Here is a 14,321-nt window from a genome sequence, read left to right as displayed (position 1 = left end):
TCCGGTGGACGGCGGCAGCGGCTGGCCTCACGCCTCCGAGCGGAGCACCGTCATCGGGTCCACGCGGGAGGCGCGTCGGGCCGGCAGCCAGCTCGCGAGCAGGGCCACGCCCAGCAGGAGGACCGCCACGCCCACGATGACCCACGGCTCGGTGGGGCTCACGCCGTACACCATGCCCTGGAGCACCTGCCCCAGCCCCAACGCCGCCACCACCCCGAGCGCCACGCCGAGCCCCGCGAGCACCACCGCCTGCCGGAGCACCAGTCGCAGCACGTCCCCGGCCGTCGCCCCCAGCGCGAAGCGGATGCCGAACTCCCGCGTGCGCTGCGCCACCGCGTAGGACACCACGGCCCCGAGCCCCGCCACCGAGAGCAGCAGCGCCACCGCGCCGAAGGCCCCCAGCAGCAGCAGGCTGAAGCGCCGCGAAGCCAGCGAGCCCGTGAGCAGGCTCTCCACCGTGCTCAGGCGCGAGGGCAGCTCTGGAGCGAGCTCGCGCAACACCGGCCCCGCCGCGCTCACCAAGGCCTTGGAGCCGATGGAGCCATGCACCGCGACATGGAAGCGGGAGAAGGCCCGCGCCCGCTGCCGGGAGCAGCCGTAGAACGTGGGCTTCGGCGCCTCGTCCAGCCCCCGCTCCCGCACGTCCGCCACGACGCCGACGATGGTGAAGGCCCGCAGGTCCCCATCCATGTTGCCGAACTGGATGAGCTTGCCCAGCGGATCCTCGTCGGGCCACCGCGCCTTCGCGAGCGACTCGCTGATGAGCGCCACGTGCGGCGACTCCATCGTGTCGTTCGCGTCGAACAGGCGCCCGCGCACCAGCGGGATGTCCATCGCGTGGAAGTAGCCCTCGCTCGCCACGCGGTACTCGGCCGCGCCCGTGCGCTCGGGCTCGTGCGCCAGCCGCCCGAAGTCGTCGAAGTTCTTTACCTCGTCGGGACGATTGAGCACCAGGAAGGTGCCGTCACCGCCCGAGCCGCCCTCGAGCGGGAAGACATTCACCGCCCCCACCGCGCGCACGCCGGGCAGCGCGCCCAGCCTCGACAGCAGCGCATCCTGAAGCTGGATGTTGTCCCTCGCCTGCGGCGCGTCCTTGTCCTTGACCGGAGGCAGCACCAGGCTGAGCACCGCCACATCCTCGGTGCGGTAGCCCGGGTCCAGCGACAGCAGGCCCAGCATGCTGCGCCCCAAGAGCGCCGCGCCCACCAGCAGGACCAGCGCGAGCGCGAGCTGCCCCACCACCAGGGCACGCCGCGCCTGGTCCGCGCTCCCTCCGCCCGTCTGTGTGCGCCCCGCCTGCGTCAACGTGGCCCACGGGCTCTGGCGCCCCGAGCGCAGCGCCGTCACCAGCCCCAGCCCCACCGCGAGCACCAGCGACAACCCCAGCGCGAACAGGAGCACCGTGGCGTTCACGTCCACCTCCGCCACGCGCGGCAGGTGGCCCGGCTCGAGCGCGAGCAACACGTGCACGCTCCAGGTGGCGAACAAGGCGCCGAGCGCCCCGCCCGCCAGCGACAACACGAGCGACTCCGCGATGAAGCGCCGCACCAGGGCCCCCGGCCCCGCGCCCAGCGCCACATGCACCGCCAGCTCGCGCCCCCGCGACGCCGCCCGCGCGAGCAGCAGGTTGGTGACGTTGGCCCCCGCCACCAGCAGCAGGAAGGCCGCGGCGCCGAGCAACAGGTAGAGCGTGGGGCGCACGGGGCCCACCAGGCTCTCGCGCAGGGACACCACGGCGACATCGCGCATGTTGGTCTCCTGGCCGTGGAGCGCGGCGAGCTCACGCGCCAGGCCTGTGAGCTCCGCCCGCGCGGCCTCCAGGTTCACGCCGCCCGCCAGCCGCCCCACCACGCGCCAGTTGTGTGCGGTCCGGCTCGTCAGCCGTCGCTCCAGCTCACGGGGAATCCACAACTGGGTGCCCGCCGGGTAGTCGAAGGACTCGGGCATCACGCCGACCACGGTGTAGGCGCGGCCCTCGAAGGTGAGCGTCCGGTCCATGGGCAGTGGCCGCGCGCCCAGGTAGCGCTTCCAGAAGCCGTGGCTCACCACCACCGCCGGAGCGCCTCCCTCCTGCTGCTCGTCCGCGGCGAACAGGCGCCCCTGGGCGGACGGCACGCCAAAGGCGGGGAAGAACCCGCGCGAGACCCACGACAGCGCGGCGAAGGTGGGCTCGTCCGTGCCCGTGACGGCGACGCTGGCCGGCCCCGAGACCTGCGCCAGCGACTCGACGGTGCGGCTCCGGGCCTGCACGTCCTCGAAGTTGGGGTCCGAGAACCGCATCGTCTGGCCCTTCACCCCGAGCTGGGAGAGCTCCACGAGCCGCTCGGAGTCCGGATAGGGCAAGGGGCGCAGCAGGACGCCCTCCACCACGCTGAAGAGCGCGGTGCTCGCGCCGATGCCCACCGCGAGCAACAGGATGCACCCCAGCGTGAAGCCTGGGCTGCGTCGCAGCGCGCGCAGCGTCTGCCGCAGGCCACTGAGAAGGATGTCCACGCAAGAAACCTCCGGGCACCTCGGTAGGCGCCTCGATGGGCGCCTACGAAGGCGGTGGCCGACGATTGCGTCGCGGAGGCCCGTTATCGACAGCGGCACACCGTCCGTACGCGGCGGCTGTCGCCCGCCCTCACTCCGCGCGCGCCGAGGACGGCAAAGCCCGCGGACGCGGTGGTGCTTCTTCGCGGAAGACGAGCAATCCGTCGATGACCGTGGCCCAGGGAGCCATCATCCAGCGGTAGTTCACGGCGCGGGCCACCCTCGTCCCATTTTCGCGAAGCTGGTGTGCGTCCACGTACCGGCTGTCCGCGGAGGGGCTCGACAGGGCCCAGGCCTCCAGGGAGTCGGCGCGGGCGGGCTCGAGGTCGTACGTGCGGGGCGTGCTGGCGAGCGAGTACTTCCCCTGGAGCGCGGAGAAGCCCAGCACGAAGGCCTGCTCGCCGAACCTCGCCCGCACGTGGGAGCCGAAGGGCACCGGAGGCCCGCCGCCATCGTCCATGTGCTTGAGGTCCTTGGCCGCGTGCACCGTGGCGAGCCAGACGATGGCCTTGCGCGGACCGGGTGAGCGAGACAGGTGCCATTGCAGGTTCGCGAACATGGACTGGTCGCGGTCGTTGAAGGTGCTCCAGTCCGTGGGGCTGCCCTCGGGAGGAGGAGGACGGGACATCACGGCCACCTGACGCGCGAAGAAGCGCTCCAGGTTTCGCGCCATCCATCCGTGGCTCCGGGAGGTCGAGGCCCCCGCCGCCAGCTCCGCCCAACAGCCCTGGATGCGCGCCGCGCTCGCCGCCGTGAAGCGATGCGCGTCGTCGTATCGCCAGGACAGGTAGCGCTCGATCTCCTCGCCGCACTCGGCCCGCCGCGAGTCCGCCAGCGCGGGGAGGAGCTCGGGAGCCATCTCCCGCTGTGCGTAGGTGCCCCGGTTGACCTGGTCGTCGATGCCCCCCGCGACGACGGCTCCCTCGCGGAGCCACCGCGTCAGCAGCGGAATCAAGGGCGCCACCTCCTCGTTGGCCCACATGCCCCCCACCGCGTCCGAGACCATGTCCTCGGTGATGGGCTGGCCCGCGTCCAGCCGCTCCTGGATGCGCAGGAAGTCATAGACGCCCGCCTCGATGAAGAAGGCGTCGTACTGACACTCCTCCACCAGCCTGCGGGTCAGCTCCACCTTGACGTCGAGCGTCCTGGCGCTCCCGTGGTGGGAGTCCTCTCCGAGCAGCGCCACGCGCTTGTCGCAGAGGTCCCGGACGACGCGGTCGACCTCCGTGGCGCCAGGTCCCTCCGCGCGCCTGGGGGGCGTGGCACAGCCTGCGAGCAGCAACAGGAACAGGACGCTTCTCATGGTCGTGGGCCCTCCGGGGCATCGCGTCACGGACGCGCCCTGCCTCAACGAACGTCCCACCCCGAATCCCTCACCCCCACGCGCGGGGGGACGAGCGCGCCCAGGCCGCGCGCGCCTCCCCCCAGGACTCCGACGTCAGCGCCCCGGCTTCAGGGCGCGCACTTCGCGGGGCCGAGCGTGGCCGCGAAGTAGCGCGTGTACAGGTCCGGCGCGAGCGTGAAGTTGCAGGTGTTCACCCGGTCCGGGGACAGCCCCTGGTTCGCCTGCATGTAGCGGGCGACGTAGTCACGCACGCCGTCGGCGGAGGTCCACAGCACCTTGCCCTCCTTGAACATGGAGTACCCGCCGCCGCCGCCCGCGCGGTAGTTGTTGATGGCGACGACGAAGACCTGGTCGTCCCGGACCTCCGCGCCCTCGAAGCGCAGGTGCGTGAGCCGGGAGCCCGCGGGCTTCGTCAGGTCGTAGCCGTACTCGATGCGCGAGTAGAGGTCCCAGTTGTAGTCGGCCACCACCGGGGAGCTGGCCTTGGCGCCCTCGGGCCGCTCGGGCAGGTTGGCCGCGTCGAGCCTCGCGAAGTAGAGCGTGTTCATCTCCAGCGCGCGCCGGAGGATGGAGCCGTTGATCTCCATCACATACAGCGTGTTGTCGTAGATGTAGATGCTGTACGCGTCGCGCAGGGTGACGTCGCCGGCCGGCAGCGCGCCGTCGTTGGTGAAGATGGCCGCCAGGGAGAAGTCCACGTCGAAGCCCGCCTCGCGCGCGGCCTGCTCCTGGACGATGTTGATGAGGTCCCCCAGCGGGCTGTCCACGTAGCGCGCGGCGAAGCCTCCCGGGAACGCCGCCGTCGTCGAGCCGATCTTCTGGTTCACATACGTCACCGTGGTGTCGTGGTAGCTCTGCGCCAGCTGCGTCACGGCGGCGTCCGCCGCCACCTTCTCGTCCACGACGTGGAGCCGGGAGTCGTGGGTGTCCACGCCCCACCGCTCGCCGCGCCAGGTGACCTGGAGCTCCACGTCCGCCAGGTGGCTGCCCCAGCGGTTGGGCTGGGTGAGGAGCACCTCGCGGCCCTCCGGGTTCTTCAGCAGCATCTTCGGGATGGGCTGGTGCGTGTGGCCGGTGAGGAGCACGTCGATGCCGGACACCCCCTGGGCAATCTGCACGGCCGGGTTCTCTCCGGGCAGGTTGCCCCGGTCCGCCCACTTCGACTCGTCCGCGTAGTCCGCGAGCCACGAGTCGGGGTTGCTCGCGCTGCCGGTGGGCTGCTTGTCGGGGCCACCGTGGATGGCCACGACGATGACGTCCGCGCCCGCCTCCCGCATCCTCGGCACATAGGCGCGCGCCGTCTCCACCGGGTCGTCGAAGCGCAGGCCGGGGATGTTCTCCGCGCGCTCCCACGTCGTCACGCCCGGCGTCACGAGGCCCAGGATGCCGACCTTCACATCGCAGACCTCCGTGAGCACATAAGGCTGGAAGGCCTCGGTGCCGTCCGCGCTCTTGCGCACGTTGGCGCCGAGCACGGGGAAGTCGACCTCGCTCTTGAACTTGTCGAGGACGCCCAGGCCATAGTTGAACTCGTGGTTGCCCACGGCCATGGCCACGTACCCCAGCTCGTTCATCGCGACGGCCATGGGGTGGCGGGGCGTGTTGTCCACCAGCCCGTAGTAGGTGCCCAGCGGCGTGCCCTGGATGGTGTCGCCGGTGTCGACCAGCAGCGTGCAGTCCGGGTTCGCCTCTCGCGCCTGCTTGATGAGCGTGGCCACCTTGGCGAGGCCGCGCTTCGCATCGGGCTTCCCGCTGAAGTAGTCCCACGGGAAGATGTTGGTGTGCAGGTCGCTCGTCTGCAGCAGCGTCAGCTTGCGCGGCGAGGTGTCGGGGGGCGTGGGCCGGGGCGGCTTGTCATCGGAATCACACGCGGTGAGGAGCGAGCAGGCACCCACGAGACACAGAGAAGCGGCGCGCAACGCGCGCAGCGGAACAAGAAGACGCATCAGGAGACCTCGTTCAACGAGTCGTGCCAGGCGGATTGCCTGACGCGGGGCACCCTAGCGTCCTACTCTGACGTCTCCGGAAGGTCTTGTCGTGAGGGCTTCAACACCGCCTTGCCCTGGTAGTTCACGCGCCACGGGGTCCCCAGCCCGGGACGCCCTGCTCTCGGAGCTCAAGTAGCGCCACCCGGCCATCACTGGCCACGGAGACGCTCCCCTGTGCGAGCGCCTCCATCCGATGACATGGCGTGTCACCCATTCACGGTGAATCGGGCGCCGTTTCATACGGGTTACCCGCCCCTGGGTCCTGACAACTCCAGTCTCAATCCAGTCTCACAAAAACATGGCAGCACGTGGATACACCTATTCACATGCAGAAAGACATATCAAGACATAGCACGAACCACCCCTGCAATTGCTTGCAGATTTTCTTGACGCCTCCCGGGCAACGAGAGTACCCAGACAGGCATTGATTCATCGCGCCTCGAGCGGGCCGCCTGGAGTCTCACGGGCGGCGACGTGACGGGTGCGAGCAGGGCAGGCCCACCTCCGGAGGCGACCATGAAGTTCACCCGGTATTGCCGCTCCATCCTGTTCACTCCCGCGCTCGTCGTGGACCGCTTCGCCCGGGGACAGCAATCCGGCGCGGACATCAGCCTGGTGGACCTGGAGGACTCGGTCGCCGCCAGCCACAAGGACACGGCCCGTCAGCAGGCGGAGGAGTTCTTCTCCGCGCCCAAGGGTCCCAGCCGCCGCGCCATCCGCATCAACACCGTCACCCGGCCGGAGGGGCTGAAGGACCTGCTCGCGCTGCGCCACTACGCCGTCAAACCGGACGCCGTGCTGGTGCCCAAGGTGGAGTCACCGCGGGACCTCGAAATCGTCGAGCAGGTGCTCGGCGCCAGCTGCTCGCAGGTGGACCTGCTCGCCCTGGTGGAGACGCCGCGCGGCGTGGAGAACGTGCACGCCATCGCCTGCGCGACGCCCCGCCTCAAGGCCCTGGTGTTCGGCTCCGCGGACTACTCCTTCAGCATCGGCGCGTCGCTGGCCTGGGAGCCTCTGTACTACGCGCGCTCCCGGCTCGTCGCCGCCGCGCGCGCCGCCAACGTGCAGGTGGTCGACTCGCCGCTGTTCGACATGTCCGACGTGGAGGGCCTGCGCCGCGAGTGCCAGCTCGCCCGGAGCCTGGGCTTCAGCGGCAAGGCCGCCGTCCACCCGCGCCAGGTGGAGGTCATCAACCAGGCCTTCTCCCCGGACGAGCACACGCTGCGCAAGGCGCGGACCATCGTCCAGGAGAGCCAGGCCCGCGACTTCAACATCTGCGTGGTGGAGGGGACCATGATGGGTGCCCCGTTCGTCGAGGCGGCGAAGCGCACGCTCGAGGAGTTCGGCCCCCGCGAGGCCGACACCCCGTCGCGCTCCCTCTGACACCCCACCCCATCCCCAAGGAGGAATCCACATGGAAACCAGCAACGAGCAGAGCGTCCTGGGTCCCCGCCGCTATCGCAACAACGAGAAGCTCATCGCCGTGGGGGACCGGGGCTGGCAGCACGCCAAGGACAACGGACTCATCGGCATCAAGGTGGACTTCGAGTCGAACAACCGCCTCGTCGACACCACGTCGGGCCACGAGTTCATGACGCTCTGCTCATGCTCGTACCTGGGCCTCAACCACCACCCGAAGATCCTCCAGGGCGCCATCGACGCGCTCCAGGAGGCGGGCACCAACAGCCTGGCCATGTCCACGCTGCGCATCCGCCTGAAGCTGATGGCGCGGCTGGAGGAGGAGCTGCGCGAGCTGTACGGCTGCCCCACCCTGCCCGGCGTCACCTGCAGCGCCCTGACGGCGGGCATCCTCCCGCTGCTCGCCTCCGGCCACCTCACCGACGACGGCCAGCCGCGCGTCATGGTGTTCGACCGCTACTGTCACTTCTCCATGGCCTACATCAAGCCCATCTGCGGCGATGAGAGCCTGGTGCTGACCAGTCCGCACAACGACCTCAACTACCTGGAGGACGTCTGCAAGAAGTACCCGCGCGTGGCCTACGTCGCCGACGGCGCCTACTCCATGGGCGGCCTCATCGCGCTGGAGGGGCTGCTCCAGCTCCAGGAGCGCTACGGCCTGTTCCTCTACATCGATGACTCGCACTCGCTGGCGCTGACGGGCGAGCGCGGCGAGGGCTACGTGCGCTCGCGGCTGAAGATGAATCCCCTGACGATGGTGGTCGCCTCGCTGGCCAAGGCCTTCGGCAGCTCCGGCGGCATCGCCATGCTGGGCAGCGAGAAGAGCTTCGACTTCCTCTACCGGAACGCGGGGCCGCTGGCCTGGTCGCAGAACCTCCAGATGCCGTCGGTGGGCGCGTCGCTCGCCAGCATCGCGCTGCACCGCACGCCGGAGCTGCGTGAGCTGCAGGGGCGGCTGGCGCGCAACATCCAGCTCTTCGACAGCCGCTTCCCCTCTCCCAACGCGGGCAACGGGATGCCCATCCGCCTCATCCAGGTGGGCGAGGAGGAGCGCGCCATCCGGCTGTCCTCGGAGCTGTACCGGCGCGGCTACTACTGCTCGGCGGTGTTCTTCCCCGTCGTCGCCCGGGGCGAGGCGGGGGTGCGCGTGATGATGCGCGCGGACATGAGCGAGGAGCAGGTCCGCGTCTTCTGCGACGACGTGCAGGACATCCTCTCCCGTTTCTAGGACGCGCCCCCGCCGACGAGGAGCCACGCCATGCACGCCAGCGCCATCACCGGTTACAAGCAGCTCGGCCCCCAGCGCTACCGCGAGGTGCTGGGCTTCCACTACGAGGACTTCACCGTGGGGGACGTCTTCGAGCACCGCCCCGGCAGGACGGTGACGGAGGCCGACAACGTGCTGATGAACACGTTGTGCATGAACCCGTCACCGCTGCACCTGGACGCCGCGTACTGCGAGCAGACGGTGTGGGGCCGGCCGCTCATCTCCAGCCTCGTCACCTTCAGCATCGTCTGCGGGATGAGCGTGCGCAGCACCAGCGGCCGCGCCACCGCCAACCTGGGCTGGGACAAGATTCGCCTCACCCGCCCCGTCTTCGCGGGCGACACGCTCTACGCGGAGAGCCGCATCCTCGCCGCGCGGCTGTCCACCCGCCGCGTCGGCGAGGGAATCATCACCTGCGAGACGGTGGGCCTCACCTCCCAGGGAGAGGTGTTCCTCTCCTTCGAGCGCAGCTTCCTGGTCCCCGCCCGCGCGCACGCCGTCGAGGAAAGGGCCAGGTACTGACGCCATGCGCGCCGTCGTCTTCGAGGGCCTCGGTGGGCCGGAGGTGGTGAAGCTGCGGGAGGTGCCCCGGCCCGTGCCCACGCGCGAGGCGCTGCTGGTGAAGGTGCACGCCACGGCGCTCAACCGCGCGGACCTGCTCCAGCGCCAGGGCGAGTACCACGTGCCGGAAGGACAGTCCGCCATCCCCGGCGTGGAGGTGGCGGGCACCGTGGAGGCGTGGGGCGAGGACGTGAAGGGCTTCACCCGGGGACAGCGCGTCTTCGGCGTGGTGGAGGGAGGCGGGTTCGCCGACTACTGCCTCTTGGACCAGGGCATGGCGCTGCCCATCCCCGCCGGCTTCGACTTCGCCGAGGCCGCCGCCACCTCCGAGTCCTGCCTCACCGCGAACGAGACGCTCTTCACCCTGGGACAGCTCCGGCGGGGCCAGGCGGTGCTCATCCACGCGGCCGCCAGCAGCATCGGGACCACCATGGTCCAGATGGCCCGGCACGTGGGCGCGACCACGTACTGCACGGTGGGCACGCCCAGGAAGGTGGAGGCCGTGCGCGCGCTGGGCGCCGACGCGGTGTTCGATTACCGGGAGCAGGACTTCGTCCAGGAGGTGCTCCGGCTGACGGGAGGCGAGGGCGTCCCGCTGGTGATGGACTTCATCGGCGGCGCGTACCTGGAGCGCAACCTGGGCGTGCTGGCGCACGAGGGGTGTCTGGTCCTGGTGGGGCTGCTCGACGGCATGTCCGCGCAGGTGGACCTCCTGCGCATCGTCCAGCGCCGGCTGCGGCTCAAGGGCTCGTCGCTGCGGCTGCGGCCCCTGAAGGAGAAGCGCGAGGTGAACGCGCGCTTCCGGCGGCGATGGATGGAGGTGCTCGCCATGGGCGGTCTCCGCCCCGTCATCCACGCGCGGCATCCCCTGGAGGACGTGAACGTGGCGCTGGGAGAGATGGAAGCCAACCGCAACATCGGGAAGCTCGTTCTCACATTGGAAAGGAATGACAGCCATGCATGAAGAGCTGACGGCAAGCATCAAGCAGATCCTCATCGACAAGCTGTTCGTGGAGCTGCCCCCGGAGCAGATTGGCGAGGACGACGGCCTGCAGTCCGTCATCGGGCTCGACTCGGTGGGGTTCCTGGAGCTGCGCGTGCTCTGCGAGGACGTGTTCAAGGTCCGCATCACCGACGAGGACTTCAACACCGACAACTTCCGCACGGTGAACCAGCTCGTGTCCCTCATCGTGGGCCTGAAGACCGCGCCCCAGGGAGGTGCGTGGTGAGGGCGCCCGCGCCCGGAGGCAGCCTCGCGCCCGCGGACCTGGAGCGCCTGCGCGCGGGCCAGGCCCTGCAGATGGACCACTATGGCGGCGGGCGCCTGCCCTTCGTCTCCCTCCAGGCCCGAGGGCTCGTCCAGCACATGGTGCCCCTGGAGGGCGAGAGCGCCGGTCAGGTGCTGGAGGTGCTGGACGCGAGCGGCGGCTATGCCAGCGCGTGCCTGGGCGCGGCGCACCCGTGTCTCCAGCCCGCGTTCCGAGAGGGGCTCGAGCGCGGCTATGTCACCGATGAGCTGGGCTCGCTGGAGCGCACGTTGCTCCTGGAGGAGCTGTTCGGCCCCGGCGGGCGCTGGGCGGACCGCTTCCCCGGCCGGGACTACCACGCCAGCGGCCGCAACTCCGGCTCGGAGGGCCTGGAGCTCGCGCTGCGGCTGGTGCTGGAGTCGGGCTTCGACCGGCGGCGGCTGACGGCGAAGGCGGGCCGCGAGGCGCGCAGGACGGTGCTCGCCTTCGAGGGCGCGTGGCATGGCTGGACGGGAGGGCTGGTCCCCCTGCTCAATCGCAGACACTACCGCCTGGGCCTGCCGCTGCCGGGCGCCGAGCCTCCCTTCGGCCTGGACGTGGCCTTCCTCCCCTTTGGCGAGGCGGCGCTCCTGGAGCGGTTCTTCGCCGAGCAGGGCGCCAAGCTGTCCGCGGTCATCGTCGAGCCCATCCAGGGCGACGCGGGCATCCTCGTCCCACCGCCGGGCTACCTGCGCAGGCTGGCGGCGCTGTGCCGCGAGCACGACGTGCTCCTCGTCGCGGACGAGGTGCTCACCTTCGCGAAGACGGGCCGCTTCTTCGCGATGACCGACGAGCAGGGGCCCATCCCCACCGACGTCACCGTCATCGGCAAGAGCCTGGGCATGGGCGCGGTCTCCACGTCCATGGTCATCGCGCGCCGGGAGCTCACCGTGCGCCCGAGCGGCGCGGTGTCCACCTCCGATTTGCGTCCGCTCACGTGCGCGCTGATGCGCTCGGGCCTGCGCTACCTCGCCGAGGAGCGCCTCATCGAGCGGGCGGGCACGCTGGGCGAAGAGCTCCGCGAGCGGCTGCGGCGCGACGTGGTGGAGGCCTTCCCGGCGCTGTTCCTGGAGGTGCGGGGACAGGGCTACATGAACGGCGTCGAGCTGACCGAGCGGGCCTCGCACGGCCTGTCCCGGCTGCGCCAGTGCCTGCTCGAGGCCGGTGTCTTCGTCGAGTTCATGGCGGGCGCGGGCAGGCGCTCCCACGGGCTGCGCTACCTGTTCCCCGCCATGCGCGTGGCCCCGCCGCTCATCGCGAACGACGAGGACCTGCGCCGCATCGTCGAGCGCATCCGCGAAGGGGCGCGGCGCTTCGTGGAGGCGGGGCCATGAGGCTGGAGTCCCCCGCGTCAACGCCCCGGCGCCACCGGGTGGAGCACGTGGACACCGATGCGTCGGGCGTCGTGCACTTCTCGCGGTACGCGTCGCTGCTGGAGACGGCGGCGCTGGAGGAGCTGGAGCGGCGCGGCTCGGACCTCGTGAAGCTGGAGGGCCAGGGCCTGGATTTGCGCGTGCGCGAGCTGCGCATCCGCTACCGCGAGGCCGCGCGCTTCCAGGACTGGCTGCGGTTGGAGGCCCGCCTGGAGCACGTGGGCCCCGCGAGTCTGAAGCTGGGCGTGGCGGTCTACCGCGAGGGCCCCGCGCCCGAGCCGGTGCTGCTCGCCTCCGGAAGTCTGGACCTGGCTGTCGTCAATCGTGAGAGCGGAGACCCCACATGCCTTCCCCCGAACTTCAGCAGCGCCCTCGAGCGGTCCCCGTCCCCCTGAACAAGGCGGAGCGTCAGCCCAGGCCCCTGGGCTTCACCGCGCTGCGCGAGTGGCTGCGGCACCGCCACCCGATGATTTTGTTGGACCGCATCGTCGACCACGAGCCGGGCAGCTTCCTGGAGGCGCTCGTCTCCATCTCCGGGAACCTGGACTGCATCGCGGGCCACTTCCCCGAGCGCGCCATCTACCCCGGCAGCAACCTCATCCAGGCCTTCGCCCAGGCGGGCATCATCCTCTACCAGATGAGCACCTCGCCCCTGGCCGAGGACGAGCTGACCTTGATCGGCTCGGTGGAGAGCCGCTTCCTCCAGGTCGTCGTGCCCGGGGACCAGGTGGTGCTGCGCGTCCAGGTGAACCGGCTCGCCGGAGGGCTGTTCGTCTACTCGGGCAAGGCGATGGTGGGCACGCGCCGGGTGGCGGCGTTCCGCGCGAGCCTCATCCGCGCCAAGGTCTCCGAGCTGGGCTCGCCGCTATGGTAGCGCCCGTCGCGGTGACAGGGGCCGCGTGGAGCACGGCCCTGGGCCATGGGCTCGACGACGTGTGGCGGCGGCTGCTCGCGGGTGAGCACGGCTTCGTCGACGTGGCCTCTCCGCATCGGCTGCGCAACACGCTGGCCGCCGTCATCCCCTCGCGAGGGGAAGGCCCCGCGCCCCGGCTGCGGAGGCTCGCCGTGGAGACGCTCGGTCGCGCGCTGGCGGAGGCCGGGCTGGAGGCGAGCGGAGCGGCGACGCGGCTGGTCCTGGGCACGAGCCTGGGTGCGTGGCTCGACGACGAGGGGGAGTGGACGGCGCCGCTCCACGCCTGGGCGGACGAGGTGGCTCGGGCGGTGGGCGCGCGTGAGCGGCCTGTGAGTCTCTCCACGGCGTGCTCCTCGGGGGCGGACGCCATCCTCGTCGGGGCGGAGCTCATCCGCTCCGGCGCCGCGGAGGTGTGTGTCTGCGGCGGGGTGGATGTCATGACGCCGAGCAAGCGGCTGGCGCACTCGGCGCTCTCCACCATGTCCCCCACCCGCTCGCGCGCCTTCGATACGCGGCATGACGGCATGCTGTTGGGCGAGGGCGCGGGGTTCCTCGTGCTGGAGTCGCTGGAGCACGCGCGGGCGCGCTCGGCTTCGCTGCTCGCGCTCTTCCGGGGCGCGGGCTCGGCCAACGACGCGGCGAGCATGACCTCGCCGGACCCGGCGGCATTGGGGGCCCGGCTGGCGATGGAGCGGGCGCTGCAGGACGCGCGGGTGTCGCCGCGGGACATCGGGCTCATCAACGCGCATGGCTCGGCGACACCGGCGAATGACCGCGCGGAGGCGGAGGCGTTCCGGACGCTCTTCGGGGCTGGGCCGCGGCCGTGTGTCTTCGCGACGAAGGGGGCCTTCGGCCACACGTTGGGGGCCACGGGGGCCATGGAGGCGATTGCCCTCATCCTCGCGCTGCGCGACGGCGTGGTGCCGCCCATCGTCGGACTGGAGCAGCCCGACCAGGACTTCCCCTGCCCGCTCCCCGTGGGGCGGCCGGTGCGGCACGAGGAGCGGCTCGGCCTGAGCCTCACGCTCGGCTTCGGTGGGTTCGATACCGCGCTCGTCTTCGAGGCGGCGCGATGAACCCGACGACCTCGCTGGTGCTCCGTGGCGACGCGCGGGCGCGCGGTGGTGGGGCGAACCCCTACGTGGCGCGGGTGAAGGGTTCCGTGCGCTACGCGGACCCGATGGCATGGACGCTGGTGCTCGCGGTGGGAGAGGTCCTCGAGTCGCTGGGGGAGGACTTCCGCGCCTCGGCGGACCGGTGCTCGCTCATCCAGGTGGGCCCCGAGGCGCCGCCGGAGGCCATGTCGAGCGCCGCCAGGGAAGCCTTGCGTGGCTTCGCATCGCCCATCCGGTTCCCAGCCGCGCCGCCGAGCGCGCCGACGGGGCTGGCGTGCATCGTCCACGGGATTCGCGGCCCGACGCTGGCATTGACGTTGCCCGTGGCGGAGGGAGCCGGACTCGCGCTGTCTCTCTCCACGGCCTGGCTCACGCGCGGTGTCGTCGATTACGCGCTCATCGCGACGGCGGCCTCGGTGCCAGGCGAGGCGCCTCGCGCCGCATGCGTGGTGCTCTCACGTGGCGAAGGTCCTCCCGTGGACCCGGCGCGGTTGGTCCAGTCCCTTCTGTTCTCCAGGTGAT

Annotated in this window: 13 protein-coding genes; 10 read left to right on the top strand and 3 right to left on the bottom strand. The window is 71.0% G+C overall.

Annotated features, from left to right (window positions below; translation table 11 throughout):
• Positions 1-27: 27 nt before the first annotated feature.
• The 3 genes from K8640_RS22520 to K8640_RS22510 form a co-directional block, all read right to left on the bottom strand.
• Positions 28-2,493 carry an ABC transporter permease gene (locus tag K8640_RS22520; protein ID WP_223748905.1) on the bottom strand — a complete coding sequence of 822 codons (2,466 nt, stop codon included), beginning with the start codon at positions 2,491-2,493 and terminating at the stop codon, positions 28-30.
• 130 nt (positions 2,494-2,623) lie between these two features.
• Positions 2,624-3,835 carry an erythromycin esterase family protein gene (locus K8640_RS22515; protein WP_223748904.1) on the bottom strand — a complete coding sequence of 404 codons (1,212 nt, stop codon included), beginning with the start codon at positions 3,833-3,835 and terminating at the stop codon, positions 2,624-2,626.
• A gap of 149 nt (positions 3,836-3,984) precedes the next feature.
• Entirely contained in the window at positions 3,985-5,823 is a 1,839-nt protein-coding gene (locus K8640_RS22510) for a bifunctional UDP-sugar hydrolase/5'-nucleotidase (RefSeq protein ID WP_223748903.1), read from the bottom strand.
• 558 nt (positions 5,824-6,381) lie between these two features.
• Here K8640_RS22510 and K8640_RS22505 point away from each other — a divergent pair.
• Genes K8640_RS22505 through K8640_RS22460 form a run of 10 tightly spaced genes read left to right on the top strand, consistent with a single transcriptional unit; the run spans position 6,382 to position 14,320 of the window.
• Entirely contained in the window at positions 6,382-7,248 is an 867-nt protein-coding gene (locus K8640_RS22505) for a CoA ester lyase (RefSeq protein WP_223748902.1), read from the top strand.
• 31 nt (positions 7,249-7,279) lie between these two features.
• Positions 7,280-8,512, top strand: a complete 1,233-nt coding sequence (locus K8640_RS22500) for an aminotransferase class I/II-fold pyridoxal phosphate-dependent enzyme (protein ID WP_223748901.1) — start codon at positions 7,280-7,282, stop codon at positions 8,510-8,512.
• 30 nt (positions 8,513-8,542) lie between these two features.
• The gene (locus K8640_RS22495) at positions 8,543-9,073 is read left to right on the top strand and encodes a MaoC family dehydratase (RefSeq protein ID WP_223748900.1); all 531 of its coding nucleotides are present in this window, start codon (positions 8,543-8,545) and stop codon (positions 9,071-9,073) included.
• A gap of 4 nt (positions 9,074-9,077) precedes the next feature.
• The gene (locus K8640_RS22490) at positions 9,078-10,076 is read left to right on the top strand and encodes an NAD(P)H-quinone oxidoreductase (protein ID WP_223748899.1); all 999 of its coding nucleotides are present in this window, start codon (positions 9,078-9,080) and stop codon (positions 10,074-10,076) included.
• The gene (locus K8640_RS22485) at positions 10,069-10,341 is read left to right on the top strand and encodes an acyl carrier protein (RefSeq protein WP_223748898.1); all 273 of its coding nucleotides are present in this window, start codon (positions 10,069-10,071) and stop codon (positions 10,339-10,341) included. The genes K8640_RS22490 and K8640_RS22485 overlap by 8 nt, the downstream gene beginning before the upstream one ends.
• Positions 10,338-11,732 carry an aminotransferase class III-fold pyridoxal phosphate-dependent enzyme gene (locus K8640_RS22480; protein ID WP_223748897.1) on the top strand — a complete coding sequence of 465 codons (1,395 nt, stop codon included), beginning with the start codon at positions 10,338-10,340 and terminating at the stop codon, positions 11,730-11,732. Before K8640_RS22485 ends, K8640_RS22480 begins: the two co-directional genes overlap by 4 nt.
• Positions 11,729-12,166, top strand: coding sequence for a thioesterase family protein (locus K8640_RS22475; protein WP_223748896.1), 438 nt, complete (start codon positions 11,729-11,731; stop codon positions 12,164-12,166). Before K8640_RS22480 ends, K8640_RS22475 begins: the two co-directional genes overlap by 4 nt.
• The gene (locus tag K8640_RS22470) at positions 12,115-12,645 is read left to right on the top strand and encodes a 3-hydroxyacyl-ACP dehydratase FabZ family protein (protein ID WP_223748895.1); all 531 of its coding nucleotides are present in this window, start codon (positions 12,115-12,117) and stop codon (positions 12,643-12,645) included. Before K8640_RS22475 ends, K8640_RS22470 begins: the two co-directional genes overlap by 52 nt.
• Entirely contained in the window at positions 12,639-13,760 is a 1,122-nt protein-coding gene (locus K8640_RS22465; RefSeq protein ID WP_223748894.1) for a beta-ketoacyl-[acyl-carrier-protein] synthase family protein, read from the top strand. Before K8640_RS22470 ends, K8640_RS22465 begins: the two co-directional genes overlap by 7 nt.
• On the top strand, positions 13,757-14,320 hold the full coding sequence (locus K8640_RS22460; RefSeq protein WP_223748893.1) for a coronafacic acid synthetase: 564 nt from the start codon (positions 13,757-13,759) through the stop codon (positions 14,318-14,320). The genes K8640_RS22465 and K8640_RS22460 overlap by 4 nt, the downstream gene beginning before the upstream one ends.
• Position 14,321 lies beyond the last annotated feature (1 nt).

It is taken from the genome of Myxococcus sp. XM-1-1-1 (assembly GCF_020037095.1).
GTDB lineage: Bacteria > Myxococcota > Myxococcia > Myxococcales > Myxococcaceae > Myxococcus > Myxococcus fulvus.
The sequence above is the reverse complement of the archived record's forward strand: the minus strand, read 5'-3'. Positions and strand labels throughout refer to the sequence as shown.

What these genes read in the sequence shown, in the direction of transcription:
- K8640_RS22515 (WP_223748904.1), bottom strand. Translation starts at nt 3,835, where the DNA reads ATGAGAAGCGTCCTGTTCCTGTTGCTGCTCGCAGGCTGTGCCACGCCC.
- K8640_RS22510 (WP_223748903.1), bottom strand. Translation starts at nt 5,823, where the DNA reads ATGCGTCTTCTTGTTCCGCTGCGCGCGTTGCGCGCCGCTTCTCTGTGT.
- K8640_RS22505 (WP_223748902.1), top strand. Translation starts at nt 6,382, where the DNA reads ATGAAGTTCACCCGGTATTGCCGCTCCATCCTGTTCACTCCCGCGCTC.
- K8640_RS22500 (WP_223748901.1), top strand. Translation starts at nt 7,280, where the DNA reads ATGGAAACCAGCAACGAGCAGAGCGTCCTGGGTCCCCGCCGCTATCGC.
- K8640_RS22495 (WP_223748900.1), top strand. Translation starts at nt 8,543, where the DNA reads ATGCACGCCAGCGCCATCACCGGTTACAAGCAGCTCGGCCCCCAGCGC.
- K8640_RS22490 (WP_223748899.1), top strand. Translation starts at nt 9,078, where the DNA reads ATGCGCGCCGTCGTCTTCGAGGGCCTCGGTGGGCCGGAGGTGGTGAAG.
- K8640_RS22485 (WP_223748898.1), top strand. Translation starts at nt 10,069, where the DNA reads ATGCATGAAGAGCTGACGGCAAGCATCAAGCAGATCCTCATCGACAAG.
- K8640_RS22475 (WP_223748896.1), top strand. Translation starts at nt 11,729, where the DNA reads ATGAGGCTGGAGTCCCCCGCGTCAACGCCCCGGCGCCACCGGGTGGAG.
- K8640_RS22470 (WP_223748895.1), top strand. Translation starts at nt 12,115, where the DNA reads ATGCCTTCCCCCGAACTTCAGCAGCGCCCTCGAGCGGTCCCCGTCCCC.
- K8640_RS22465 (WP_223748894.1), top strand. Translation starts at nt 12,639, where the DNA reads ATGGTAGCGCCCGTCGCGGTGACAGGGGCCGCGTGGAGCACGGCCCTG.
- K8640_RS22460 (WP_223748893.1), top strand. Translation starts at nt 13,757, where the DNA reads ATGAACCCGACGACCTCGCTGGTGCTCCGTGGCGACGCGCGGGCGCGC.